This window comes from Niallia sp. FSL R7-0271 (assembly GCF_038005785.1).
GTDB lineage: Bacteria > Bacillota > Bacilli > Bacillales > Cytobacillaceae > Niallia.
This window is the reverse complement of sequence record NZ_JBBOTZ010000001.1, coordinates 2,779,431-2,803,726: the sequence shown is the minus strand read 5'-3', so window position 1 is coordinate 2,803,726 and position 24,296 is coordinate 2,779,431. Positions and strand designations below refer to the sequence as shown.

At 40.3% G+C, this 24,296-nt stretch carries 29 protein-coding genes and 1 other annotated feature; of the genes, 26 read left to right on the top strand and 3 right to left on the bottom strand.

Going from position 1 to position 24,296, the window contains the following annotated elements; genetic code table 11:
- Window positions 1–11: 11 nt before the first annotated feature.
- The 19 genes from MKX82_RS14425 to minD all read left to right on the top strand — a co-directional run bounded on the left by MKX82_RS14425 (window position 12) and on the right by minD (window position 17,378).
- Window positions 12–788 (top strand): PRC-barrel domain-containing protein, encoded by a 777-nt coding sequence (locus MKX82_RS14425; RefSeq protein ID WP_341077991.1) that lies wholly within the window; start codon window positions 12–14, stop codon window positions 786–788.
- A 21-nt stretch (window positions 789–809) separates the two neighbouring features.
- Window positions 810–2,177, top strand: a complete 1,368-nt coding sequence (locus MKX82_RS14420) for a G5 domain-containing protein (RefSeq protein WP_341077989.1) — start codon at window positions 810–812, stop codon at window positions 2,175–2,177.
- Window positions 2,178–2,198: 21 nt separating this feature from the next.
- Window positions 2,199–3,860, top strand: coding sequence for a GspE/PulE family protein (locus MKX82_RS14415; protein WP_341077987.1), 1,662 nt, complete (start codon window positions 2,199–2,201; stop codon window positions 3,858–3,860).
- Window positions 3,861–3,871: 11 nt separating this feature from the next.
- Window positions 3,872–4,927 carry a type IV pilus twitching motility protein PilT gene (locus tag MKX82_RS14410; protein WP_233318394.1) on the top strand — a complete coding sequence of 352 codons (1,056 nt, stop codon included), beginning with the start codon at window positions 3,872–3,874 and terminating at the stop codon, window positions 4,925–4,927.
- Window positions 4,914–6,119: a type II secretion system F family protein gene (locus tag MKX82_RS14405; RefSeq protein WP_341077985.1), complete on the top strand. Its 1,206-nt coding sequence runs from the start codon at window positions 4,914–4,916 to the stop codon at window positions 6,117–6,119. The genes MKX82_RS14410 and MKX82_RS14405 overlap by 14 nt, the downstream gene beginning before the upstream one ends.
- A 118-nt stretch (window positions 6,120–6,237) precedes the next feature.
- Window positions 6,238–6,663, top strand: coding sequence for a prepilin-type N-terminal cleavage/methylation domain-containing protein (locus MKX82_RS14400; protein ID WP_341077984.1), 426 nt, complete (start codon window positions 6,238–6,240; stop codon window positions 6,661–6,663).
- A 25-nt stretch (window positions 6,664–6,688) separates the two neighbouring features.
- Complete coding sequence (locus MKX82_RS14395; RefSeq protein ID WP_233318400.1) at window positions 6,689–7,435, top strand: prepilin peptidase; 747 nt, start codon at window positions 6,689–6,691, stop codon at window positions 7,433–7,435.
- 11 nt (window positions 7,436–7,446) lie between these two features.
- Complete coding sequence (pilM, locus tag MKX82_RS14390) at window positions 7,447–8,427, top strand: type IV pilus biogenesis protein PilM (protein WP_341077982.1); 981 nt, start codon at window positions 7,447–7,449, stop codon at window positions 8,425–8,427.
- Between the two features lie 3 nt (window positions 8,428–8,430).
- Window positions 8,431–9,066: a fimbrial assembly protein gene (locus MKX82_RS14385; RefSeq protein WP_233318404.1), complete on the top strand. Its 636-nt coding sequence runs from the start codon at window positions 8,431–8,433 to the stop codon at window positions 9,064–9,066.
- Complete coding sequence (locus tag MKX82_RS14380) at window positions 9,063–9,821, top strand: pilus assembly protein PilO (RefSeq protein WP_341077979.1); 759 nt, start codon at window positions 9,063–9,065, stop codon at window positions 9,819–9,821. Before MKX82_RS14385 ends, MKX82_RS14380 begins: the two co-directional genes overlap by 4 nt.
- Window positions 9,814–10,284, top strand: coding sequence for a type II secretion system protein (locus MKX82_RS14375; protein ID WP_341077978.1), 471 nt, complete (start codon window positions 9,814–9,816; stop codon window positions 10,282–10,284). The genes MKX82_RS14380 and MKX82_RS14375 overlap by 8 nt, the downstream gene beginning before the upstream one ends.
- A gap of 99 nt (window positions 10,285–10,383) precedes the next feature.
- Entirely contained in the window at window positions 10,384–11,478 is a 1,095-nt protein-coding gene (locus MKX82_RS14370; protein ID WP_341077976.1) for a hypothetical protein, read from the top strand.
- A 274-nt stretch (window positions 11,479–11,752) separates the two neighbouring features.
- On the top strand, window positions 11,753–12,331 hold the full coding sequence (locus MKX82_RS14365; RefSeq protein WP_233318412.1) for a Maf family protein: 579 nt from the start codon (window positions 11,753–11,755) through the stop codon (window positions 12,329–12,331).
- A gap of 62 nt (window positions 12,332–12,393) precedes the next feature.
- Window positions 12,394–13,077 carry a RadC family protein gene (radC, locus tag MKX82_RS14360; RefSeq protein WP_237941755.1) on the top strand — a complete coding sequence of 228 codons (684 nt, stop codon included), beginning with the start codon at window positions 12,394–12,396 and terminating at the stop codon, window positions 13,075–13,077.
- 154 nt (window positions 13,078–13,231) lie between these two features.
- A complete protein-coding gene (locus MKX82_RS14355) occupies window positions 13,232–14,254 on the top strand; it encodes a rod shape-determining protein (RefSeq protein WP_233313003.1) in 1,023 nt (340 codons plus the stop codon).
- A gap of 21 nt (window positions 14,255–14,275) precedes the next feature.
- Window positions 14,276–15,154, top strand: coding sequence for a rod shape-determining protein MreC (mreC, locus tag MKX82_RS14350; RefSeq protein WP_233313004.1), 879 nt, complete (start codon window positions 14,276–14,278; stop codon window positions 15,152–15,154).
- Entirely contained in the window at window positions 15,151–15,663 is a 513-nt protein-coding gene (gene mreD / locus MKX82_RS14345; RefSeq protein WP_233313005.1) for a rod shape-determining protein MreD, read from the top strand. Before mreC ends, mreD begins: the two co-directional genes overlap by 4 nt.
- Before the next feature lie 232 nt (window positions 15,664–15,895).
- Window positions 15,896–16,582, top strand: coding sequence for a septum site-determining protein MinC (minC, locus tag MKX82_RS14340; protein ID WP_233313006.1), 687 nt, complete (start codon window positions 15,896–15,898; stop codon window positions 16,580–16,582).
- Entirely contained in the window at window positions 16,575–17,378 is an 804-nt protein-coding gene (gene minD / locus MKX82_RS14335; RefSeq protein ID WP_233313007.1) for a septum site-determining protein MinD, read from the top strand. The genes minC and minD overlap by 8 nt, the downstream gene beginning before the upstream one ends.
- Window positions 17,379–17,450: 72 nt before the next feature.
- Here the strand turns inward: minD and MKX82_RS14330 are convergent, their stop codons facing one another.
- The 3 genes from MKX82_RS14330 to MKX82_RS14320 all read right to left on the bottom strand — a co-directional run bounded on the left by MKX82_RS14330 (window position 17,451) and on the right by MKX82_RS14320 (window position 18,926).
- Window positions 17,451–17,765: a DUF3892 domain-containing protein gene (locus MKX82_RS14330; RefSeq protein WP_233313008.1), complete on the bottom strand. Its 315-nt coding sequence runs from the start codon at window positions 17,763–17,765 to the stop codon at window positions 17,451–17,453.
- A gap of 101 nt (window positions 17,766–17,866) precedes the next feature.
- Window positions 17,867–18,238, bottom strand: a complete 372-nt coding sequence (locus tag MKX82_RS14325) for an iron chaperone (RefSeq protein WP_233313009.1) — start codon at window positions 18,236–18,238, stop codon at window positions 17,867–17,869.
- 76 nt (window positions 18,239–18,314) lie between these two features.
- Window positions 18,315–18,926 carry a DedA family protein gene (locus MKX82_RS14320; protein WP_233313010.1) on the bottom strand — a complete coding sequence of 204 codons (612 nt, stop codon included), beginning with the start codon at window positions 18,924–18,926 and terminating at the stop codon, window positions 18,315–18,317.
- 242 nt (window positions 18,927–19,168) lie between these two features.
- Here MKX82_RS14320 and MKX82_RS14315 point away from each other — a divergent pair, with 242 nt between their 5' ends.
- From MKX82_RS14315 to MKX82_RS14285, 7 genes are all read left to right on the top strand, one after another.
- Window positions 19,169–19,945, top strand: coding sequence for a M23 family metallopeptidase (locus tag MKX82_RS14315; protein ID WP_341077971.1), 777 nt, complete (start codon window positions 19,169–19,171; stop codon window positions 19,943–19,945).
- A complete protein-coding gene (locus tag MKX82_RS14310; RefSeq protein WP_237941753.1) occupies window positions 19,938–20,798 on the top strand; it encodes a M50 family metallopeptidase in 861 nt (286 codons plus the stop codon). The genes MKX82_RS14315 and MKX82_RS14310 overlap by 8 nt, the downstream gene beginning before the upstream one ends.
- An 8-nt stretch (window positions 20,799–20,806) precedes the next feature.
- Window positions 20,807–22,348 carry an Rne/Rng family ribonuclease gene (locus MKX82_RS14305; RefSeq protein WP_341077968.1) on the top strand — a complete coding sequence of 514 codons (1,542 nt, stop codon included), beginning with the start codon at window positions 20,807–20,809 and terminating at the stop codon, window positions 22,346–22,348.
- Between the two features lie 75 nt (window positions 22,349–22,423).
- Window positions 22,424–22,506, top strand: a sequence feature (ribosomal protein L21 leader region).
- Window positions 22,507–22,521: 15 nt separating this feature from the next.
- The gene (rplU, locus tag MKX82_RS14300; protein ID WP_127737291.1) at window positions 22,522–22,830 is read left to right on the top strand and encodes a 50S ribosomal protein L21; all 309 of its coding nucleotides are present in this window, start codon (window positions 22,522–22,524) and stop codon (window positions 22,828–22,830) included.
- Between the two features lie 9 nt (window positions 22,831–22,839).
- Window positions 22,840–23,172 carry a ribosomal-processing cysteine protease Prp gene (locus MKX82_RS14295; RefSeq protein WP_233313014.1) on the top strand — a complete coding sequence of 111 codons (333 nt, stop codon included), beginning with the start codon at window positions 22,840–22,842 and terminating at the stop codon, window positions 23,170–23,172.
- Window positions 23,173–23,188: 16 nt separating this feature from the next.
- On the top strand, window positions 23,189–23,479 hold the full coding sequence (gene rpmA, locus MKX82_RS14290; RefSeq protein WP_016201696.1) for a 50S ribosomal protein L27: 291 nt from the start codon (window positions 23,189–23,191) through the stop codon (window positions 23,477–23,479).
- A gap of 213 nt (window positions 23,480–23,692) precedes the next feature.
- Window positions 23,693–24,235, top strand: a complete 543-nt coding sequence (locus tag MKX82_RS14285) for a Spo0B C-terminal domain-containing protein (protein WP_233313015.1) — start codon at window positions 23,693–23,695, stop codon at window positions 24,233–24,235.
- Window positions 24,236–24,296 lie beyond the last annotated feature (61 nt).

Genomic DNA, 24,296 nt, shown 5'->3' with positions numbered 1-24,296 from the left:
GAGGATATTTTATGAAAAACAGTACACAAATTAAAGGATTGCCAATCATTAGCATTTCAAACGGACAGCAGGAAGGAAAGGTTCAATCACTTATTATTAACCCAGAAAAGGGTACGGTAGATTTCTTGACGATCGAACAAGAAGAATGGCAGGACAACAATTTTGCTATTCCGTTTAAAAAAGTGGTCGGTGTCGGCGAGTATGCAGTAACGATTGAAAATGCCCATGCCATCATGGATTTGAACGAAATTCCGATTGCCAGTGAATTAGTAAATAAAAAAATCGGTCTTATCGATGCAAATGTTATTACTAGAAAAGGGGAACTTATCGGCAAAGTTTCCGAATTTGTCGTTGATGACGAAAATGGCGGTGCAATCACGGCACTTCAAGCTAATGTGAAAAACAAAGAAGTGCTGATTGATGCTGAATTTGTGTTGACTTACGGAAAAGACATCATTGTTGTTAAAGAAGAAACAGCTGCCAGCCTTAGAGAGCTTGGTGCAAAAGAAGAAGCTTCAACACTAGATACAGCTGAGGAGACGGAAGAATTATTAGAAGAGCTGTCTGCTCCTGCCATTAATCACGCAGAGGAAGCAGAACGCCTGCAAGCATTAAAAGAAAAGCAAGTAGAATTATTGCTGAATAAAAAAGTAGTTAATGATATATACACAAATGAAGGTCAACTACTGCTGACAAAAGGAACTGTTCTGACATTAGCGGATATTGAAAATGCCCAGCTAGCAGGACCAAGTGTAGTAATTGACCTTTCAATGAATGTGGAAGCTTAATAACAAAGGAGCAAACACTGCATGAAAAACATCCAAGCTGCAAAGCTATTTGCCGCAATTTTGTTCGCGACTTCCTTTATTTTTAGCTTTTCTCAATTTGGGGCGAAGGCATACAGTAATTTTTTTCAGAGTAATGACGGATATGAGGAGCATACAACAATTGCCGGCATCGATGTTTCTGGGATGAATCAACAGGAGGCCTTAAGCGCAGTAAGCGAAAAGCATACAGAATGGGAGAAGAACACAAATATTCAATTGAAATTCAAAGAAAAGACAGTGAGTTTTGATCTAAGCCAGTTTGCATTTCAATTGAAGGACGCTGTTGCTTCCATTAAACAAGGGGAGAACAATAATGTTCTTGTGTCCCTTGACTTGCAGGAAATGGAAAGCTTCCTGACATCTGTATCAGCCGAGCTGACGACAGATAATGCTTTTTATTTGTCTAAGTTGAATGATAGTTTAGTAGGAATGGCAGCAAGCTTACAATCTGGCAATCAATTAATCGACTTGAATGAATACAAAATAAGCAAAAAAGAAGAGAACGCTAAATTAGCAGAGGCGACAGTGGATACGGACGACCAGAAAAACAGTGTGAAAAAATGGGTAAAGCAATTCCCGACTTTAACGATTAAACCGCAAGCAACCATTTCTTTGCTTGAATGGATGAACGAAAATAATGGGGAAGCTTACTCGGATAAGGTGCTAAGCATTGTGGCTACTGCTGTTCATTCAGCAATCCTGCCAACGAACTTCACTGTTTCAGAAAGGTATACAAGCAATACGTTGCCAGACTTTGCTGATATCGGCTATGAAGCAAGAATAAATAAGAATCAAAAAATGGATTACCGGTTCAATAATCCTAATGAACAAACCTTTACTATGTCCTTCCAAATGGTTAATAACAAACTGTATGTAAGTTTAAATGGAGCTAGTTTGCTATATGACTATAAAGTGATTTTGTCTGATAAAGAAACATTTTCACCAAAAACAGTTCTTCAGTTTGATCCAAGTCTGAGCTTAAATGAAACGAGAATTGTAGAAGAAGGCTCCGCCGGACAGTTGATCAAGGTATACAGAGAGTCGAAGGATGAGAACGGGGAAGTTGTAAAAAAAGAACTAATCAGTGAAGACTTTTATCCACCAGTGAATAAAGTCATTGCACACAGCCTGCTTGTTGAAGAGGATGTTACAATCGACGCTGATAACAGTGCTGCAGAAGACACAGATAGCGATAATAGTGAAGCAAAGACAGATACAGAAGCTTCTGAAGACGACTCAAGCAATACAAAAGATACGGAAACAACGGAAACGGATAGCAAAACAAATGACAGCACAGAAGCGGACAAGACTGCTGCAAGTACGGAAGAAACAACGGAAAGCACTAAATAATTTTAAGGGAGGGATGCAAGGATGAAACAAATTCGAAAACGACTTGGTGATTTGTTGGTGGAAGCTGGTTTGCTGACAGAAGAACAGCTGCAGCAGGCGCTGCAAGATAAGCATCCGGATCAAAGGCTTGGCGACAGTTTGCTTCAAAAGGGATTTATTACAGAGCAGCAGCTTATTGAAGTATTGGAATTGCAGTTAGGCATTCCCCATGTAAGCTTGTACCGCTATCCTTTTGACCCTAAATTATTTACGATTGTTTCCAAGGAAACAGCGAAAAGACAGTTGATTATTCCGCTCAAGAAAGATGGAGAAAAACTGTATGTCGCAATGGCTGATCCAATGGACTTCTATACAATTGATGATTTGCGCTTGGCTACTGGCTTTCAAATAGAAACAGCTATTGCTTCTAAAGATGATATCCTGCGGGCAATCAATAAATATTATGATATGGACGAAGGCTTTGAAGAATTGCTGTCAGATCCGAATGAGATTGGTGAAAGCCAGAGCGATGGGATGATTGAGCAAGATTCTCCAATCGTAAGACTTGTTAACCAAATATTGACGAATGCAGCAACATTAAAAGCAAGTGATATTCATATTGACCCGCAGGAAACGAAGGTGGTTATCCGCTACCGTATTGATGGCGTACTTCGTGTCGAACGGGTCCTGCCAAAGCATATGCAAAGTGTATTGATTGCCAGGCTGAAAATCATGGCCAATTTAGATATAACAGAGCATCGCATTCCCCAGGATGGGAGAATTAAGATTAATCTGGATTTCCATCCGATTGATTTGCGTGTATCAACATTGCCGACAGTATATGGTGAAAAGGTTGTAATGCGTCTTCTTGATTTAGGGAGTACCTTAAATGACCTTAATAAGCTTGGCTTTAATAAAGTTAATCTTGGCCGCTTCGTTGACATGATTGAAAAACCGACAGGGATTATTTTAATAACAGGCCCGACTGGTTCAGGTAAATCTTCCACTTTATATGCTGCACTTAATCGCTTAAACAGTGAAGAGGTTAATATCATTACGGTCGAGGACCCTGTTGAATATCAATTAGAGGGCATTAACCAAATTCAAGTAAACGGAAATGTCGGCATGACATTTGCAGCAGGATTGCGCGCTATCCTGAGACAAGACCCGAATGTCATCATGGTCGGGGAGATACGAGATAAGGAAACAGCCGAGGTTGCTGTCAGAGCGTCGTTGACAGGACATCTTGTTCTTAGCACTCTTCATACGAATGATTCTTTGGGCTCTATTACACGATTGCTTGATATGGGAGTGGAACCATTTTTAGTTGCTTCCTCCTTAAGCGGAATTGTCGCACAACGGCTTGTGAGAAAAGTGTGCAGAGACTGTGGAGAGGTTCATCCTGCTTCGGCGCGAGAGAAAGAAATTTTCGCAAAAAGAGGGTTGTCCATCGAGAAGATGGCAAGAGGGAAGGGCTGTGCTTCCTGCAACATGACAGGCTATAAAGGCCGTGTTGCTATCCATGAGGTGTTAGTTATCAATGATGAGATGAAAAGTGTCATCATGAATGGCGAGTCCTTCACGAAGCTGCGGGAGCTTGCTATTAAAGCTAAAACAATCTTCTTAATTGATGACGGTCTTTTGAAAGTTAAACAAGGAATTACTACAACAGAAGAAGTGCTTCGTGTAGCTATCCCTGACTAGGAGGGGCTAATATGTACAACAATATCGACCATTTGCTGCGGGTCGGCTTTGAGCTTAAAGCTTCTGACATCCATTTGACAGTCGGAGTGCCTCCTGTCATGCGTATAAACGGAGAGCTGAGACGATACGGCAAGGAAAGCTTAACCCCTGCAGATACAGAAACGATGGCAAAAGCGATGATTCCTAAGGAGTTATGGGATGTGTTCACGGAAAAAGGAGAGCTGGACTTTTCCTACAGTCTAAAAGGTGTTTCCAGATTTCGTGTTAACACATATAAGCAAAGAGCGTGTGTTGCTCTTGCAATCAGGGTGGTGCCAACATCTATACCCAATTTGGATGATTTGAAGCTGCCGCCAATCTTAAAAAAAATCAGTGAAAAGCCGCAAGGATTAATACTCGTTACAGGACCGACAGGAAGCGGTAAATCAACAACACTTGCTGCGATGATTTCCTATATGAACGAGACGATGAGAAAGCATATTATCACATTGGAAGATCCGATTGAATACTTGCATAAGCATGGTAAATGCATTATTGATCAGCGAGAGGTCGGCTTTGATACGAAGAATTTCGCCAATGGGCTGCGGGCTTCGTTAAGACAGGACCCGGATGTTATTCTAGTCGGCGAGATGCGTGATTTAGAAACAATTCAAACCGCAATTACAGCAGCAGAAACAGGCCATCTTGTGCTCGGAACGCTTCATACGTCTAGTGCGCCGGCGACAATCAACCGGATTATTGATGTGTTTCCGCCGTCCCAGCAGGATCAAATCCGCATTCAGCTGGCATCTGTGCTTGTGAGCATCGTGTCCCAAAGGCTGTTTCCAACACCAGACAAGACGGGCAGGGTGTCAGCAACAGAAATCTTAATTAATAATGCAGCTGTTGCGAATTTAATCCGCAACGAAAAGATCCATCAAATTCAAAATATCATGCAGACATCAAGAGCAGCTGGGATGCATACATTAGAAAGCAATGTGAAGGAGCTCGTCCAGGCTGGAGCTGTATTAAGAGAAGCTGCACTTCCATATTTACAAGAGAAGGAGCAAAGCAATGGCTCGTTATAAATATGAAGGAAGAGACCGCAGAGGTAAAAAAACAGGCATTGTTACAGCACAGTCAAAAAGAGATGCCATGCTGCAGCTGAAGGAAAAAGGAATCAGAGTCATGGAAATCAATGAGATTCCCGAAACACTGCTTACAAAGGAAATCACACTAGGCAGTCCGGTTAAGCTGCAGGATTTTGTTATTTATTTACGTCAATTTGCCACATTGCTGAAAGCAGGTATTTCTGTTGTGGAAGCAACAGCTATTCTTGCACAGCAGACAGAAAGCAAAGGCCTTCGTAAAGCATTGCTGTCTGTCGAACAAGATTTGCGTGACGGAAATCCGCTCTCGCAAGCAGCCAGCAAGCATCGCAAAGTGTTCTCCAGCATGTTTGTCAACATGATACGTGCTGGTGAAGCAAGCGGCAGCATGGACGAGACATTGGAAAGACTTGCAGTGCATTATGAGAAGCAGCATTTCACGAAACAAAAGATTATTTCGGCACTTACTTATCCAATCGCGATTGCTATTATTGCCATTATAGTCGTTATCTTTTTGCTCGTAAGCATCGTCCCGACATTTGTTGATATGTTCAAGGATTTCGGCGGTGAATTGCCTGCAATCACCAAATTTGTACTGAATGCTAGTGAATTCATGCAAGTATACTGGTGGCTGATTGTATTGTTGATGATTGCATTTGTTGTCAGCATTCTTGTGATACGAAATAATAAAGCTTCAAAATACTATTTAGATTATTTTCTGCTTCGGCTGCCTGTTTTCGGTAAAATTTTGCAAAAAGCAGCATTAGCAAGAATGACAAGAACATTAAGCTCGCTGTTTTCCAGTTCCGTGCCGATTCTGCAGGCGATCGCGATTGTCGAAAGCGTCATTGAAAATGAAGTGATGTCAAAGGTGCTTATAAAATCAAGAAGCGCACTAGAACAAGGTCAATCATTAACAACACCGATGAAAGCACACTGGGTGTTCCCGCCCCTTGTGACCCAAATGATTGCCATCGGTGAAGAGACAGGCTCACTCGATGCGATGCTTTCAAAAGTTGCTGACTTTTACGAAAGAGAAGTCGAAAGTGCCACAGACAGACTGAAGTCCTTAATCGAACCGATTATGATCGTGCTCCTTGCCGGAATTGTCGGCACAATCGTCACATCCATCATGGTGCCGATGTTTGAAATATTCAACCACGTTCAATAAAAAATATAGGACATTTTCCTTAAAATAACTGTATGAATGAGTCTATTTATCTAGTATAATAGTAATAGGTTGTACACAACCAAAATAAATAACTTTTTTAAAAGAGGAGCAACTAAAAATGGGTCAATTATTAAAAAAACATATTAAAAACGAAAAGGGTCTTACGCTAATTGAGCTTTTGGCTGTTATCGTTATTTTAGGTATTATTGCTGCGATTGCTATTCCTAGCATTGCGAATATTATTCAAAAATCGAGAGAAGATGCAATTAAAGCAGATGCTATTCAAATTATCAACTCTGCTAAAATGTATATTGCGGGAGAAGGATCTGACACTTCTATTGATCAAGATGAATTAGACACTTATCTGAATGATGTTTCTACTTTCCAAACTTTTACTGTTAATGTAACAACAGATACTGATAAAAATACAATACTTTCACTGACTGGTTCAGGTTCTAAAGGAAATGTAACTATAGCATTCGATAATGCAACAATTTCTGAGATTAATAGTGCTAAAAAAGGTGTAGAAACAATCGGTAACTAAAAAAAAAAAATTGAGGTAAAAACTATTGATCTACCTACTAATCTTCCTATACGGAATAACACTAGGCTCCTTTTATAACGTTGTCGGGCTCAGGGTTCCATTGCAGAAATCGATTGTTAGGCCAAGATCACATTGTACGAATTGCGGGCATACTTTAACACCGCTAGAATTAATACCTGTTTTAAGCTATATGTTCGTAAGGGGGAAATGCAGGTGCTGCAAAGCATCGATTTCCCCCTTATATCCTATATTTGAGCTTTTGACAGGTGTTCTTTTTGTTTTATGCCCTGTTATTCTTGGCTGGGAAGCAGAGCTGTTTGTAGCGTGGACGTTCATCTCATTATTGATGATCATCACTGTTTCTGATATAGAATATATGATTATTCCAGATAAGGTGCTGCTGTTTTTTGGCATCTTGCTGTTAGGAGAACGAATTTTTATTCAGTTGGATCCCTGGTGGGACAGCTTGCTTGGGGCAGTTGTCGGTTTTGTGCTTTTGTATGTGATTGCAGTGGTCTCAAAAGGCGGCATGGGAGGCGGAGATATAAAGCTGTTTGCCGTTATTGGATTGGTGCTTGGTATGAAGCTCGTCCTTTTGACCTTCTTCCTTTCCACCATATTTGGAACTGCAGGAGGCCTTATTGGCATGGCTGCAGGTAAAGTGAAAAAAAACAAGCCGATTCCGTTCGGTCCGTTTATCGTGATTGGTGCGCTTGTGAGTTATTTTTATGGCAATGACTTAATCAATTGGTATTTAAATGTATTTCTTTAAGGAGCAGAGGTATGGCTATACGATTTAATTTAGGAAAAAGCAAATATGTCAACTTAACAGTGAAAGACCATTGTATCCGCTATGTGGAAATGAAGCACGGCCATGATACATCTGTCCAAAGCTGGGGTGAGCGTTTCTTGCCGGCAGGCTTGATTCAAGATGGTGCAATCCAGGATTTGCAAACCTTCTCCATGATATTGGAAGAGTGTATTCAAGAATGGAAAATTGCCAAAAAACAAGTCCGCTTCCTTGTTCCTGATTCATCTGTGGTTATCCGAAAAATTTCCATTCCGGAAGATGTAACCCCTGATGAAATTAAAGGATACTTATACATGGAATTGGGGACGTCTATCCATTTGCCGTTTGAAAACCCTGTTTTTGATTACCATCTGTTAGCAGAAAAAGATAAAAATAAGCAACAAATCATTCTGTTTGCTGCACCAGAAGACAATATTGCAGAGCTGTCCGAGATTCTTGATGAAGTGAAGCTGAAACCAGCAGCTGCTGATATTTCCGCACTTGCCCTTTATCGTTATTATCACCATACAAGCAACTCGCCGTCCAATGACGGGGTGATGATTATTGAAGTGGATTTAAAGACAGTAAATGTGAGCATTTTTGAAAATCATCATCCGCTTTTTATGCGCCATTTGATTATTGAAGTAGACAATGAGCAGTGGGTGCAGAAAAATGCATCAGAAGGACTTACATTTACGGGAGATAAAGCGGAAGTTTGGAGCGGCCTTGACGATATCTATAAAGAAATAGAAAAAGTAATGAGCTTTTACCGTTATACTCTCAACAAGGGAGATAGACAAGTAAAAAAAATAGTGATTACCGGAGACCATCCTTGGCTGCCTGCAATTGTTGAGCAAATTAAGGAAAGATTTGATAATGCAGAACAGATGAAGGATTTTGGCCCGAGTTTGAATGATGAGCCTATACCAACGAGCGTACATGTCAACATTGGTTTAGGATTAAAAGAGGTGTAGGTCATGCTTGTAGAAATTAACCTCCTTCCTAAAAAAGAGCCTAAGAAAACAGCCATGCTTGTTTGGGTTCTTGCAGCAGCAGCTCTTGCTGCCCTGCTTGCAGGCTTGTTCTTTTGGCAGTACACCAATGACAAGAAAAAGCTGAATTCGGTTGAGGATAGCCTTGTACTTTCCAATAATATTGTAAAGTCTTCAGAGGCCAGCTTGAAAAACTATCAAGAATCAGATTCTGCAAAGGACTTGAAGAATGCCATCACTTGGGCGAATGAACAAAAAGTGGACAATGTTTTCCTTTTGAAACAGCTCACAGCTATTCTGCCTAATAGAGGATTTATTCAAGAACTGGAAGTGAGTGAAAAGCAAAAAGTTACGCTTAAAGTACAGTTCGATACAAAAAGTGATGCTGCGTATTATTTGAATTCGATTCTGCAATACAGCTGGGTCGATGAAGCGATATTGGTAGACAGCAAATCTACGGATATATTAGAAGGCAAAGTGAGTGAAGAGATAGACGAGGCTATTGAAACACTGAAGGAAGGCGATATTGAACCAAGATATTATGCTTCCTATGAAATATTGTTTACAACTGCTGGTTTAACGGCAGCAGCAAAGAATGAAGAAGGGGAGGAGTCCCCATGAGATTAGGTGAAAACAGATCGCTGTTTTTGTTCCTGCTTTCTGCTTTGCTTATTTTAGGTGCTGGTGCTTATGTTTATTTTGCATACTTACAGCCGCTATCTAACCAGGTGGACATAAAAGAGACAGAGCTTCAGCTTGTGGAGCAGCAGGTCACGATTCTTGATTCGAAAATTAAAGCAGCTAAAGAAAGCACTAATACAAGCACTGTTCAGCTACAGCAGCAGGTTCCTGTTAAAAGACTGCTTGAACAGGCACTCCTGGAAATAGAAAAAGCAGAAATTATTTCCGACACGAATCTTATTGAAATAAAGCTGAATGGTACAGATTCAGACGAAACGGTGACAGAGGAAGATTTAACAACAGCTGATAAAGCTATTGATGATGCCAATAAACAAGCAGGTGACGAATCAGAAAATGATGCTGCAGCCTCTGAAACAACGTTGCCAAATGGCATTAAGAAAACAGCTATTAATATATTAGGAGAGGCTAACACCTATTTCGACCTGGAGAAATTGCTGGAAGAGCTGCAGTCCTCAAAACGGATTATGGATATTGATTCCTTAAAAATTACTGGAACGAAGGAAGTAATGGAAGTGGAAGACAATGACCAGAAAATCGAATTTGAAATGACTGTATCCATTTACTACTATCCAGAGCTGGAAGACTTGATCAATGACTTGCCGTCAATGGAAAGCCCTGCTTCAGCAGACAGGAAGAACCCATTTGCTGGGGTGTCTACAGAGGAAGATGAGTAAAACGAATAGATTGCTATATACTAGACTCCATGAACGAGGATTGACCCTTGTAGAGCTTCTTGCAGTAATTGTCATTATAGGTATCCTTGCGGCAATTGCAGTCCCATCTGTCATAAAGGTAATCCATGATATGAGAGACAAGTCATTTGTTGCTAATGCATGGAATATGAAGGAAGCAGCAGACTTCTATATCAAGGAAGCTACCACAAGCGGTCATGGTGCAAATGATCGGATTACGTACGAAGAGCTTGTTGAGAACGGTTATATGAGTGCATTTAATGATCCAGATACGGATGATCCCCTCCCGCTCTCTGCCGACAGCTATGTGACGATAAATAATAATGAAACGATTGCGGTGTGCATTAAAGGGGAAAAACGAAATCTTTGCACAAGTGAAGGCGAGGAACAGCCGATTCAATATAAGGACTTAAAAGTGAGTCTGATTATGTCTAATAAAAACTGAATTTGACGAAATCATTCTATAACAAGACGACAAAAGTCTTGTTATTTTTTTTTGCTAGTATGATAGGATGAACAAAACTAGTAAATGGAGGTAGGACGAGTGACAGAAAAGCCGGAGAACCGCAAAACGATCACTATCAAAATCAACGGAAAAGACCGTCCGTTCCAAAACAAAGAAAATCAAATGAAATCAGATGAACAGCAGGATGCTTTTGTAAATAACAAGGATTCTATTCTGCCGGAAAATTCTGCAGAGGAAGTGGCGGCAGGCAGCGAGGCACTGGAAGATGAGAGCTTTGACTGGATTCTTCCTAATGCTGCTGATGAAGAGGAATCCGACGACATAAAGGAATTTCAATTGCAGACTGACCAGAAAAGCAAGGGCAATATGCTTGCAAAGATGAAGCAAAAAGGCAGCAAAAGAAATCTATCAAAAGGAATGGTTGCATCGATTTTTTTTGCTGTGTTCTTTGCGATTGTGCTAGGGACGGGGTTTGGTTTCGTGCTGCTGAAAATGGTCGATACAGATAAGGCAGCAATCGCAGGCAATAATGCAAGTGCACCTGCACAATCAGCAGGCACGGATAATACCGGTGAAGCTGCAGCAGGCACAGTTGCGGCAACAAAAGCAGAAATCAGCACCTTTGTTGTACAGAATAACATTTACACAGCAGAGGATGGAGCAGATAAAGAGGTGGACCGACTTACAGAGAAAGGCATTGTTGCCCAAAAGGTGCCGATAGATGGGAAGTTTGCGATTTACCTAGGCATAGCTGCTGATATAGACAATGCGAAAAGCATGAAAACAGAAAAAGAAGCAGACGGAGCATCTGCATTTGCCAAGGAAATGGTGTTTCCGGGAGGCGAAGCAGGTAAGGTGACTTCAACAGAAAAGCAGTTCCTTGATGCTGCACCAGAAATATACGGTGCTGCAAGCGACGCTTTAACAGCTGCATATGCTGGCGGCACAATCCAGGAAGATACAGCGAAAAAACTAAGTGATCAGCAAAAGATTCTTGATGAGATGAAAATAAGTGAATTTAAGGAAGCTTCCATCAAGAAAGCAGCCGAAGGTCTTGCATCAGGAGTAAAAGGTGCAGCTGCCCTCGGACAGGACAGCAGCGCAGCCAATCAAGAAGCTGTTCAAAAGTCACTTTTAGCTTTTTTGGCAAACTATGTCGAAATTGGTTCATAAACTTTATATTACCTGGGAAATAATAAAGGGAGCAAAATGCTTCCTTTATTTTTCTTGGCGAAATTTGAAACTCTCCTGAAACTAATTGCAGGATGTTTACGTCATATTTAGGAAGAGAAGCTAAAGGGAATTTTCGATATATTTCTACATATTACGTCATGTTACATTTCATTTACTATTTGTTAAAAAATTCTCGTTGAAAATTGTATCTGTATGTATTCTTTGATAGGATAGGTTTGTATCTCCCATTATGAAATGTTAGGTTGGTGGAATCATGATTAAGAAAACCCTCATATTAGCCTCATCTTCTCCTCGACGAAAAGCGCTCCTTGAAGATCTTCATATATCTTTTGAAGTTTCCAGCAGTGACGCAGATGAAAGCTTTGACAACTCCCTTGCACCTGGAGAAATAGTGATGGAATTGGCCAGAAGAAAGGCGGACGCTATCTCAAAGGCGAATCCAGACAGCTATTGTTTAGGTGCGGATACGATTGTATACCATAATGGGAATGTTCTCGGTAAACCTGCTTCCAGACAAGATGCGTATCAGACCTTAAAGGCATTGTCCGGGGCGGAGCACGCCGTTTATACAGGTGTATCCATCGCGGTGAATGGAAAGCATACTGCTTTTTTTGAAAAAACAAATGTTCTGTTTTGGGAATTGACAGATGCAGAAATAAACGCATATCTCGACACCGGGGAACCGTTTGATAAGGCTGGTGCCTATGGCATTCAAGGAGTAGGCAGACTTTTAGTGAAAGAAATCAAAGGAGATTATTTTACGGTAGTTGGACTGCCGATATCCAGGACCATCCGCGAGCTGCGGGCCCTTGGATTTGACATGCCTCATTAAAAAGGTTAACACCCCCATCTCTGTTCTCTTCATAGAATAGGTGATAGGAGGATAATATAAGCATGGACTCTATATTAATGAAAGACTATCCGGAAGAGGAGCGGCCCAGGGAACGTTTTATGCTTAAAGGGGCTGAAAGCCTGTCCAATAATGAACTGATTGCCATCCTTATTCAGACTGGTTCAAAGGAAGAATCAGCTTTGGATGTTGCCAACAGACTGCTCCATCACTTCAATGGTTTAAGAACCTTGAAGGATGCGACATTGGACGAGCTAAAGGCGATTAAGGGCATCGGAACGGCCAAAGGGTTGCAGCTTTTGGCGGCTTTGGAGCTGGGCGGGCGTGTTTCAAAGCTTGCCTTTAATGGGAGATATACAATACGCTCTCCTGAGGATGCCGCCAAATACATGATGGATGAAATGAGATTCCTGTCACAGGAGCATTTTATCTGCTTGTACCTCAATACGAAAAACATTGTCATGCATAAGCAGACAATTTTTATTGGCAGCTTGAATGCGAGCATCGTTCATCCTAGAGAGGTATATAAGGAGGCAATTAAGCGTTCAGCAGCTTCGGTCATTTGCCTGCATAACCACCCATCCGGTGATCCTTCTCCAAGCAGGGAGGATGTGGAGGTAACAAGGAGACTGGCGGAAAGCGGAAAAATCATCGGGATAGATTTGCTCGATCATATCATTATTGGGGAAAATAAATTTGTTAGTCTAAAGGAAAAAGGATATATATGAGACTGTTCTTTTATCCATATTTAAGATATAATATTGTTTATGATTTTTTTGCCTAAATATGTCTGAATATGACAAAAAATATATGATTATGATAACAAGGAGAAAATCTACCTGCTTAAAAAATAGCATTTAGTTTCAGAAAGGGAGATACAATATGTTTGGAATTGGAACAAGAGACCTTGGAATTGATTTAGGAACAGCGAACACATTAGTTTATGTAAAAGGGAAGGGGATTGTTGTAAGAGAGCCATCTGTTGTCGCACTGCAAACAGATACGAAAAGCATCGTTGCAGTCGGAAATGATGCAAAGAACATGATCGGAAGAACACCTGGAAATGTGGTTGCACTTCGACCAATGAAAGATGGAGTTATTGCTGATTACGAAACAACAGCTACAATGATGAAGTACTATATTAAACAAGCTACAAAAAACAAAGGGTATTTCTCTGGAAAACCTTATGTGATGGTTTGTGTGCCTTCAGGCATCACAGCAGTAGAAGAAAGGGCTGTTATCGACGCGACACGCCAAGCGGGAGCCCGAGATGCATATACAATCGAAGAGCCGTTTGCAGCAGCGATTGGAGCTAACCTTCCTGTATGGGAGCCGACAGGTAGCATGGTTGTTGACATTGGTGGAGGTACAACCGAAGTGGCAATCATTTCATTGGGTGGTATCGTAACAAGCCAATCAATCCGTATCGCCGGTGATGAAATGGACGATGCTATTGTAAATTATATCCGCAAAACATATAACTTGATGATCGGTGAAAGAACATCAGAAAGCATCAAAGTGGAAATCGGCAGTGCAGGCAGCCCGGGAGAAATGGAAAACATGGATATCCGCGGCCGAGACTTGCTGACAGGTCTTCCAAAAACAATCAAAATCACGGCAGAAGAAATTGCGATTGCCTTAAAAGACACAGTTGCAGCAATTGTGGACGCAGTGAAGGTAACATTGGAGAAAACTCCTCCAGAACTTGCTGCTGATATTATGGACAGAGGTATCGTCCTTACTGGAGGCGGTGCGCTTCTTCGCAACTTGGATAAGATTATCAGTGAAGAGACAAAAATGCCTGTCGTTATTGCAGAGGATCCACTAGATTGTGTGGCAACCGGAACTGGAAAAGCCCTTGATCACATCCATCTGTTCAAAAACAAAGCAAAAGATTCACGATAATTCCTTTAGAGGTGTTTTGTCATGCCACAGTTTTTTATGAATAAACGATTGATTATTTTGCTTGTTAGCATTATTATTCTCGTGGCATTGATAGGGTTTTCTTTGAGCCGTTCAAAGCTTACCTGGCCGGAACAGTTTATTAAAGACACGACCGGCTGGGTGCAAACCCTAGTTTCAAGGCCTGTCCACTATGTGGCAGGTGTCATTGATAATGTAAAAGACTTGCAAGATACATATCAAGAAAACAAAGAATTAAAAGCAAAGATAGAAGAGTATGGAGTTTTAAAAGCACAGGTGCAGGGTTTGCAAAAGGATAATGAAGAATTGCAGAAGATTGTCGACGAATATCCTTCTTTAAATGACAGTGGTTACCTAAAGGCAACAATCGTCAGCAGAGACCCTTACCAATGGAATGAACTGATTACGATTAACAGAGGTAAAAACGATGGCGTGGAAGCCGATATGGCTGTCATCACATCTGCAGGTTTAATCGGAAAGGTGAAATCTGTCAGTGCTAATACAGCCACTGTCCAGCTGTTAAGTTCGGAAGACCCTTCAAACAGAATCTCTGCCTATATACAAAAGGATGAGAACACAAAAGATAAAAATAAAAAAACATCTGTATTTGGATTAATCGAAGATTATGATAAAGAATCGAAAAACCTTATTATGACATGGGAGGAAGTTCCCGACGGTCTGAAAGTGAAAAAGGGACAAATCGTCTCCACATCAGGTCTTGGCGGAGTATTCCCACCTGATTTAGCAATCGGGAAAGTAGTCAAGGTTGAATCGGACGAATACGGTTTAGCGAAAAAGGCTTATATTGAGCCGTCAGCAGATTTTTATGATATTGAACATGTTCTTGTCGTAAAACGGGAGAGCGGCGAGGAAGACAAATGAGGAAGTTTCGGATCGGATGTCTAATTGCGTTAATGTTCATCCTCGAGAGCATCTTTGTCGAGCTGCTGCCTGGGGAAATTTTATCAAATAAAATTTTAGTGCCGCACTTTTTAATTATTACTATTTTCTTTTTCTCCATTTATGCAAACCGCAACTTGGCCATCATCTATGCATTTGTTTTTGGGTTGCTAGTAGATGTTGTGTATACGGAAGTACTTGGAATCTATTTTTTTGTATTTCCATTCACCATCTATTTGCTCAGCAAAATAATGAAGGTGCTGCATGCCAATTTGCTAGTGGTTTCCGTGATATCTTTATTGGGTATCAGCATATTAGAACTGATTGTATATGAAATGAACTTTCTTATTCATTTGACAAGCATGGAATTTGCTGACTTTCTTAAATTACGCCTTGTCCCAACGTTATTATTAAACGCGATTTTTCTTGTGATTGCAGCATACCCATATAAGCGTATTTTTGAAAAGTATGCTGGGGAAAGCAATGATTAATATTGCATGTTAATGGTACGGAAATAACCCTTTTTCATAAAGCGTTTTTTTGCTTTATGGGAAGGGATTTTTCTAGTATTGCCATCATTTAATGCCTATTTTTCAATTCTTCCTCACCATAAAAGAGGATTTTTATAATGTTTTGTCGAATATATAGCAGGAACAAGACTAATTTTTTTAGATAGACTTAATAAGGATCATTCCTTTTTCTAGCAGAGGTGAACATCTTGAAATGAAAAGAAAGCAGTTAGTAACCATTAAGGGGACAAAAAATGGCTTAAGCCTTCATCTCCATGATAACTGTTCCTATGAAGACATGATGAGGGAGCTTGATGGCAAGCTTCGTGAAAGCTCAAACATGCACGGGGAAAAGCAGAACATTACGGTTAATGTAGAGCTTGGCAATAGATACATAACAGAGGATCAGAAAGAAGAGCTGATTGAGGCGATTCAATCGAAGAAAAATCTCTCTGTCCAAGATATAAACAGCAATATTATCACAAAATCGGAAGCGGAAAAAATGGTTGAAGAGTCGGACATTGTATCCGTTGCCAGCATTGTCCGGTCGGGGCAAGTTTTGGAGGTTCCAGGTGATTTACTGCTGATAGGTGATGTCAATCCTGGCGGGAAAGTAGTAGCAGGAGGCAATATTTATATTATGGGAAGCTTGAAGGGTGTGGCACATGCAGGTGTCAATGGTAATGAGAAAGCGATTGTCGCAGCATCTGTCATGAGGCCCACACAGCTGCGAATTCATAACTTAATTACCCGTGCTCCTGATGAGTATCCTGCTGGTGAAAAGCGGGATATGGAATGCGCTTATGTCGATAACAGTGAAATAATGATTGATAGATTACAAGTGTTGACACACCTAAGGCCGAATTTGACAAAATTGGAAGGGGGACAAAATAATGGGTGAAGCTATCGTTGTAACGTCTGGAAAGGGTGGAGTCGGAAAAACCACCACATCAGCTAATATAGGAACTGCTCTTGCATTGCAAGGAAAAAGAGTGTGTTTAATAGATACAGATATAGGTCTTCGCAATCTTGATGTTGTAATGGGATTGGAAAATAGAATTATTTATGACTTGGTGGATGTTGTGGAGGAAAGATGCAAAATTCATCAAGCGCTGGTTAAAGATAAAAGATTTGATGATTTGCTTTATTTGCTTCCTGCTGCGCAAACAAGTGATAAAACAGCAGTTCAGCCAAAGCAAATGAAGGAGCTTGTCCTTAAATTAAAGCAGGATTATGATTATATAATCATCGATTGTCCGGCAGGGATTGAACAAGGCTATAAAAATGCCGTTGCAGGTGCGGATAAAGCGATCGTTGTTACAACACCGGAAGTATCGTCTGTCCGTGACGCTGACAGGGTTATTGGCCTTTTAGAAAAAGAAGATCATATTGAAAGACCGATGCTTGTTATTAACCGTATTAGAAATCATATGATGAAAAGCGGTGACATGCTTGACATCGATGAAGTAACTTCACATCTTTCCATTGATTTGCTTGGAATAGTAGCAGATGATGATGAAGTCATTAAAGCTTCAAACAGCGGCGAGCCAATCGCACTTAATCCGAACAGCAAATCATCCCTTGCATACCGCAGTATCGCAAGAAGAATTTTAGGGGAAACTGTACCGCTTCAGCACTTAGAAGAAGAATCAAAAGGTGTATTTGCCCGCATTAAAATGTTCTTTGGCGCAAAATAATAAGCTTGCCGACAAACTTAGTTTGTCGGCAGTTTTTTTATTTAGACAATAGCAACTTACAATCATCAGCTGTTAAAAGGAAGGTAACTGATCTAAATTATTTTCTTTAATACCATCAGGTTCACTGCGTATAATATCCCTGCCATACTTATGAAACACGTCGACATGAGCTAACTTTCCTGCTTTTGCTTCATCCAGAGCAGTAAGGTAATCTAATTCTCTTCCGCTGCTTGTTTTAAAAGCGATAATATCATCATCGTCATTCTTCCGAACAGCTACTATTTGTTCTACTCCCGCATTAATCTCTTCAACAACTTCTAATTGGGCTTGTTCTTCTCCTTGGTGTTTATATTCTTTATAAATTTGTTGAAAGTCTTTATTATCCATTAACCCACCTCCAAAACATTCTATTATTATGACCTTCAAGCTATCGTTTTATGAATCCGAATAAGAGCAAAATAAAAACAGCTTTACTCAAAGCTGTTTCATTATTTCCGCCAAAAAGTTGTGCAGTCCGCTTTATCAGCAATATTAAATTCAATTAGTTTTTCAAGCAATGAGTAATCAACTGGACTATCCCACTTCATGCGTATTAATTGGTTTGTGTGATCATAGCCAGACTCTTTAATGTCGTTTGTAAACCGCTCGATAACAACCTTTTCAGGAGCTACCGCCATATGATGCTTTGCAATGCTGAAGCCGATTATAAATGTTTCATGATCCGTAAACATCGGCTGCTTCCATGCTACTTTGGGCACTAAATTTGGATATTTTTCTCCTACCCAATTTAATACTTCTTCTGTGCGCTCCCGATGCTGCGGGTTATCAATATTTGCTAAATATTCGGCGAAAACCTCCATGCTATTCCTCCTCTAAAGTATGTAATTAAATGGATGAAGCTTGCCCCCTATTATTACTCAGGGGGCTGTTGCTTTCTTATGATTTTACAAGGCGTTTGCGAATATACAAGAATAGGAAAGCAATGATTGCAATCGCAATAATGGCATAAATGATGTTCGAGTAAATGTCCATATAGCCGACAATTGTTTCCCATGAATCACCTACAGCAGCTCCGATTCGAATCAGCACAAAGTTCCATATCAGTGTACCGAGGGAAGTCAACACAAGGAAGATGGCGAAGTTCATTTTTGCCATTCCTGCCGGCAAAGAAATCAAGCTTCTAATCAGCGGGATAAAACGGCAGAAAAAGACAGTCCAATACCCGTATTTTTCAAACCAGCCGTTTGCTTTATGTACGTCTTCTTTTGTCAGTCTTATAATATGTCCCCATTTATCTACTATACTCTCTATCTTTTCCATGTTTAATAGTGTTCCAACCCAATAAAGAATAACAGCACCAAGCACGGAACCGATTGTGGAGACTGCAACAACTCCTAATACTGTCATATCTGTATAGGTTGTCATGAAACCACCGAATGTCAGAATAATTTCGGACGGAATTGGAGGAAAGATATTTTCCAAAGTTATTAGTAATAGTATCCCGATGTAACCAAATTCCTCCATTGTATGTGTAATCCAATTGTCCATGAAAGACCTCCTTCTAATTAACGATTATGTAAATTGACGTAAGACATTTACGAATCGCTTGCCTTAGCCATTGAATTCCATAAACAGTTACATTAATAATAACAAAATTGCTTGTGATAATGCCAACATTAACAGATAACTTCATGATTTTAGCTATAGAAAATTATGATTGTCCTGTCATACTCTGTTCAGCCTTTTCATAGAATGGGAGTATTAGGACAAGTGTTAGGGAGGAGAGATTTGTGAGTTCACGGGCAGATGAAATCCGAAGAAGAATCGAAAAGAGAAAGAAAGAACGAGAGAGAATGCAGAAAAATGTGGAGAGAAGGGTTCTTTGGAATGATGAGGAGGAATCTGGCGACCACAATACTTTCTATTTTGAAAACGATAAAAAAGAGGATGATTTTCATCCGCTGTTTCGGAAGGACTTATTTTTATTAAAAATCCTCGGTGCTGCTGTCCTGTTTTTAATAGTGGCAATTGTCGTGAGGAATCAATCTCCTTCCTTTCAAAAAGCTGAAACATCAATAAGGCAGGCAATGAATCAGGAGTTTAATTTTGCGTTTGTTTCTAATTGGTATGAGGATCAGTTTGGAAAGCCGCTTGCTTTTTTACCGTCAACTGCAGAGGATGACTCAACCGGAGAAGAACAATTACAGCAGTATGCCTTGTCGGCGTCTGGGAAAATCCTAGAGGACTTTGCTGACACAGGGCAGAGAGTGGCAATTGAAACAGGCATTGACACAAGCGTTCAGGCTTTGAATGAAGGAACAGTTACTTTTATCGGCGAGAAAGAGGGGTTCGGAAACACCGTGGTTATACAGCATAGTGACAAAAGTGAGTCATGGTATGGAAACTTAGAAGAAGTTGATGTGAATATTTATCAATCTGTCAAAAAGGGGAGCAAGGTTGGGTTAGCTTCCGGGTATGGAACAAATGAGACATTAGGCTTGTTCTACTTTGCGATTAAAAAAGACAATGATTTTATCGATCCTATACAGGTGATTGAGTTTGAATAAGTACCTCCGAGTATTTCAATCCATTTATATACATCCATTCTTATGGGCTGTTATTGGCATAGGCGTCATAACTGCCCATTTTTATGAATTATGTTTGCTGCTGTTCATCATTTTAGTTCATGAACTAGGACACGCAATGGCGGCTGCATCCTTCTCTTGGAGAATTAAACGGATTGCCCTGCTCCCCTTTGGCGGTGTGGCAGAAATGGATGAGCATGGAAACAGACCGTTGAAGGAGGAAGCAATCGTTACAGCAGCAGGTCCAATCCAGCATATATGGATGGTAGGTTTAGGTTATTTGCTTCATGAACAAGGCTTAATGTCTGAATATCTTTTTGACAGCTTTCTAGAATTTAACTTGATGATTTTCTGTTTTAATTTGCTGCCGATCTGGCCTTTGGACGGAGGGAAAATCCTGTTTTTGTTCTTATCTTTAAAGAAGTCATTTCCTGCTGCTCATAAATGGACGCTGCTTTTATCTCTTACAGGCACTATGCTGTTTTTAGTTTGCGTCCTTTTATTTATGCCCGTCAATCTTAATGCCTGGATCATCCTTTTGTTTCTGTGGTTTTCTATTTTTTATGAATGGAAGCAAAGACGCTATATATTCTTGCGGTTTCTGCTGGAGAGATATTATGGCAAGACAAATGAACTTAGAAAGCTAATGCCGATAGAGGTGAAGGAAGAGGAGCTAGTATTTCATGTGCTAGAACGGTTCCATCGCGGCTGCAAGCATCCGATTATTCTGAAAAAAGGCAAGGTGAGTCACTCCTTAGATGAGAATGAAGTGCTTCATGCTTATTTTGCAGAAAAGCTAGTTACGGCAAAAATCGGGGATTTGCTCTACCGGTAAATAAAGAGATGTCTGGTACAATCCAGACATCTCTTTATGCTGCTTCCTTTCATCTAGCTATTTCAGGTACAATAGAAGAATCATGGGAAAAAAGGATGAATGTATTGAAAAAGGTGTTAGTGAATATGAAAACGAGGGAAAAGCGATTTGCTTATCTCCTTGATTCTAGACTAGAAAGATTGTATATTCAGCAGCCCCAGCAAAAGTCAGCTGTTGGCAATATTTATGCGGGCTTCGTAACAAAGGTTATACCTGGCATGAATGCTGCATTTGTCGATATTGGAGAAGAAAAAAATTGCTATTTGCAAAAGGATAAGCTCAGCTCCTATTCTGCGGACGATAGGGCATTAGAAGATAAAAAAGGCAGGAGCATCTCCGCATATGTGAAACAGGGTGAAAAGCTGCTCGTTCAAGTTGTCAAAGATGCGACTGGTACGAAGGGGCCGAAGCTGACAGGCATCATTGAACTGCAGAAGGAAAATCTTGTTTATATGCCGCAAGGACGTTACATAGCTGTTTCAAAAAAAATCGCTGACCCCAAAAAGCAAAAGCAAATGCGGGCAATTGGCAAAAAACTGACATCAGCACCAGAAGGTCTCATTTTCCGAACAAGTGCTGCTGATATGCTAGAAGACCAGCTTGCAGCAGAAGTTGATAGTCTACGACAGGAGCATCTCCGCTTAATGCAGAAAGCTGCCAGCACAAAAAGGCCGGCATTGCTGTTAGAAAAGGATGATTTTACAAAAGAGCTGTTTCGGGTTTTTGAGCAGATGGAATCTGGAGAGGTGTTTGTAGATGTTCCAGAAGAAGCAAAAGCATGGAGCACTGCATTTCCCCACTTAAAGTTCCACTATCATGCTGATAAAGAAAGTTTATTTTCTGCCTTTCACGTGGACAAAGATATTCAAGATGCCCTGAAGAGAATTGTATGGCTTGATAAAGGTGCTTATCTTATTATTGATGAAACAGAGGCAGCGACAGTTATAGATGTCAATACAGGTAAATTTGAAGGTAAGCATGATTTAGAGCAGACGGCTTTTGAGGCAAACCGTTTTGCTGCAATAGAAGCGGCGAGACAGCTGAAAATCAGGGATCTTTCAGGGATTATCTTAATAGATTTTATTGATATGCCAAAGGAAAACCAAAAGAAAATTGAAGAAATCATCAAAAATGAGCTGCAGAAGGATAGCAGACAAACGCGTGTGGTCGGCTTTACAGAGCTTGGCATACTACAAATCACCCGCAAAAAAACAATCATTCCATTAGCGGAAGCAGTTAAGACTAAATGTCCAGTCTGTGATGGTACAGGCTCTGTCATGAGTGCAGAAAGTGTGGCATTTAAGCTTGAGCGTGAATTATGGGAATATCAAAGAAGTGACCATGAAATGGTTGAGATTCAAGCAGGAGCCGAGGTTATCAACGTGTTTGCAGGAGAGAACAATGTCCATTTAAAGCGTTTGGAAGAAGCAATCGGCCTTCATATACACTTGGTCGAAGAAGCCTTCGCTCTTCCTCATTATCATATTAAGTATATCGGTCCCAAAAAATAGAGAGCTAGAAACAAAAACGATTGATTGACAGTATCCAAAAATCATGATAGTATTTTAATGTTGTTTGTAGCACCCGCTACGCTACAACCGCTCGGAACAGGTATACATAAGACTTTGTTCATACAAAGCGCCTGTGATTGGCGAGTCTTAGTCTAACAAGGAGGTGCAGTTTAATGTACGCAATTATTGAAACAGGCGGAAAGCAAATCAAAGTTGAAGAAGGTCAAGCTATCTACATTGAGAAATTAAACAGTGAAGCTGGTGAGACAGTTACTTTCGACCGTGTTCTTTTCGTTGGCGGAGAAAATGTAAAAGTAGGAAGCCCAGTTGTTGAAGGAGCTACTGTTACAGCTAAAGTTGAAAAACAAGGCCGTCAAAAGAAAATCATCGTTTTCAAATACAAAGCGAAGAAAAACTATCATAAAAAGCAAGGTCATCGTCAACCGTACACTAAAGTTGTTATCGAAAAAATCAACGCGTAAGGTGTTTGTATGATCGATATTACGATTAACAAAACAGATTCAGGCTTGATTGAATCATTTACGATAAGCGGTCATGCCTTGTTTGCTAATCACGGGAATGATATTGTCTGCGCTGGAGTCTCAGCTGTCTCCATTGGAGCGATTAATGCTGTAATCTCCATTACAGGCATTACACCTGATATTGAGCAAGGCAAAGATGGCGGATTTTTGAGCTGCAGCATACCTGCACATATAGCGGAAGATACCCGAGAAAGAATTCAGCTTCTTTTAGAGGGTATGGTTGTTTCCTTAGAAACGATTGAACGTGATTATGGCAAGCATGTTGCTATCAAATATAATTAAATAGGAGGTGGAACGAATGTTAAGATTAGATCTTCAGTTTTTTGCATCGAAAAAAGGGGTAGGTTCTACAAAGAACGGTCGTGACTCCATTTCTAAACGTTTAGGTGCTAAACGTGCAGACGGTCAATTAGTAACTGGTGGAAGCATTCTTTACCGTCAACGCGGTACAAAAATCTATCCAGGAGTAAACGTTGGTCGTGGTGGCGATGATACACTATTCGCAAAAGTTGACGGAATCGTTAAATTTGAGCGTCTTGGTCGTGATCGCAAACAAGTTAGCGTATACCCAGTAGCACAAGAAGCATAAGTTTCTTATGAAAAGGCTGGCTCTTTTGGAGTCAGTCTTTTATTTTTTCATTCTATTTCAGCACTTAGACAGACAGCATTTATGCTCTCTGTCTAAGTGCTGAAAGAAAAGATTTGCATTTTTTTGCTATATTTTTACGTGTCGTTTCATTTTTTGTTATACTTACATACGAGAAAGTCTTCTGACACTAAATAACCGTGTAGGAGTACGATAATGAACAAAGACTGGGAAAGAATCGAATTTTTGAGACATGTACGCCATGATTGGCTGAATAAAATCCAATTGATTAAAGGAAATATGGCATTAAACAAAAAAGACCGCGTGGAAGAGATTATTGATGATATTATTTTGGAAGCGCAGCAGGAAGCAAAATTGTCCAATTTGGATATCCCTGCTTTTGCGACAAAAATACTGACTTCCAATTGGGAAAACTATTCATTCCGTCTGGAATACGAAGTGCTGAATGATGAAAAGTGTCGATACATAGAAGACTTGGCATTGACTGGCTGGACAAGCCGATTTTTTTCCATTTTGGATGGCAGCATTAAAAAATATCACGATAATCACCTTTCTGTGTCAATTGAGCCCCAATTGGCGGAAACCCGATTGTTTTTTGATTTTAGCGGAATAATAGAAGAGAAACAGCAGCTTATCCATTTTTTACAGGAAGAGCTGCAAGATGGTTTTTACGTGCAAAACAGTGAAATTTCAGATGAGGAATTAACGATAGAGCTGCTAATAAAGCAGCATCCATAAAATTCCCTACATTACTTGTATTTCGATTCATAGGCATACTGCCTAACTAGGAGGAAGTTGT

What these genes read in the sequence shown, in the direction of transcription:
- MKX82_RS14320 (WP_233313010.1), bottom strand. Translation starts at nt 18,926, where the DNA reads ATGGACAATTGGATTACACATACAATGGAGGAATTTGGTTACATCGGG.
- MKX82_RS14410 (WP_233318394.1), top strand. Translation starts at nt 3,872, where the DNA reads ATGTACAACAATATCGACCATTTGCTGCGGGTCGGCTTTGAGCTTAAA.
- rplU (WP_127737291.1), top strand. Translation starts at nt 22,522, where the DNA reads ATGTACGCAATTATTGAAACAGGCGGAAAGCAAATCAAAGTTGAAGAA.
- MKX82_RS14285 (WP_233313015.1), top strand. Translation starts at nt 23,693, where the DNA reads ATGAACAAAGACTGGGAAAGAATCGAATTTTTGAGACATGTACGCCAT.
- MKX82_RS14355 (WP_233313003.1), top strand. Translation starts at nt 13,232, where the DNA reads ATGTTTGGAATTGGAACAAGAGACCTTGGAATTGATTTAGGAACAGCG.
- rpmA (WP_016201696.1), top strand. Translation starts at nt 23,189, where the DNA reads ATGTTAAGATTAGATCTTCAGTTTTTTGCATCGAAAAAAGGGGTAGGT.
- MKX82_RS14375 (WP_341077978.1), top strand. Translation starts at nt 9,814, where the DNA reads ATGAGTAAAACGAATAGATTGCTATATACTAGACTCCATGAACGAGGA.
- MKX82_RS14365 (WP_233318412.1), top strand. Translation starts at nt 11,753, where the DNA reads ATGATTAAGAAAACCCTCATATTAGCCTCATCTTCTCCTCGACGAAAA.
- MKX82_RS14380 (WP_341077979.1), top strand. Translation starts at nt 9,063, where the DNA reads ATGAGATTAGGTGAAAACAGATCGCTGTTTTTGTTCCTGCTTTCTGCT.
- mreC (WP_233313004.1), top strand. Translation starts at nt 14,276, where the DNA reads ATGCCACAGTTTTTTATGAATAAACGATTGATTATTTTGCTTGTTAGC.
- MKX82_RS14415 (WP_341077987.1), top strand. Translation starts at nt 2,199, where the DNA reads ATGAAACAAATTCGAAAACGACTTGGTGATTTGTTGGTGGAAGCTGGT.
- radC (WP_237941755.1), top strand. Translation starts at nt 12,394, where the DNA reads ATGGACTCTATATTAATGAAAGACTATCCGGAAGAGGAGCGGCCCAGG.
- mreD (WP_233313005.1), top strand. Translation starts at nt 15,151, where the DNA reads ATGAGGAAGTTTCGGATCGGATGTCTAATTGCGTTAATGTTCATCCTC.
- MKX82_RS14330 (WP_233313008.1), bottom strand. Translation starts at nt 17,765, where the DNA reads ATGGATAATAAAGACTTTCAACAAATTTATAAAGAATATAAACACCAA.
- minD (WP_233313007.1), top strand. Translation starts at nt 16,575, where the DNA reads ATGGGTGAAGCTATCGTTGTAACGTCTGGAAAGGGTGGAGTCGGAAAA.
- MKX82_RS14325 (WP_233313009.1), bottom strand. Translation starts at nt 18,238, where the DNA reads ATGGAGGTTTTCGCCGAATATTTAGCAAATATTGATAACCCGCAGCAT.
- minC (WP_233313006.1), top strand. Translation starts at nt 15,896, where the DNA reads ATGAAAAGAAAGCAGTTAGTAACCATTAAGGGGACAAAAAATGGCTTA.
- MKX82_RS14385 (WP_233318404.1), top strand. Translation starts at nt 8,431, where the DNA reads ATGCTTGTAGAAATTAACCTCCTTCCTAAAAAAGAGCCTAAGAAAACA.
- MKX82_RS14420 (WP_341077989.1), top strand. Translation starts at nt 810, where the DNA reads ATGAAAAACATCCAAGCTGCAAAGCTATTTGCCGCAATTTTGTTCGCG.
- MKX82_RS14405 (WP_341077985.1), top strand. Translation starts at nt 4,914, where the DNA reads ATGGCTCGTTATAAATATGAAGGAAGAGACCGCAGAGGTAAAAAAACA.
- MKX82_RS14400 (WP_341077984.1), top strand. Translation starts at nt 6,238, where the DNA reads ATGGGTCAATTATTAAAAAAACATATTAAAAACGAAAAGGGTCTTACG.
- pilM (WP_341077982.1), top strand. Translation starts at nt 7,447, where the DNA reads ATGGCTATACGATTTAATTTAGGAAAAAGCAAATATGTCAACTTAACA.
- MKX82_RS14305 (WP_341077968.1), top strand. Translation starts at nt 20,807, where the DNA reads ATGTCTGGTACAATCCAGACATCTCTTTATGCTGCTTCCTTTCATCTA.
- MKX82_RS14295 (WP_233313014.1), top strand. Translation starts at nt 22,840, where the DNA reads ATGATCGATATTACGATTAACAAAACAGATTCAGGCTTGATTGAATCA.
- MKX82_RS14425 (WP_341077991.1), top strand. Translation starts at nt 12, where the DNA reads ATGAAAAACAGTACACAAATTAAAGGATTGCCAATCATTAGCATTTCA.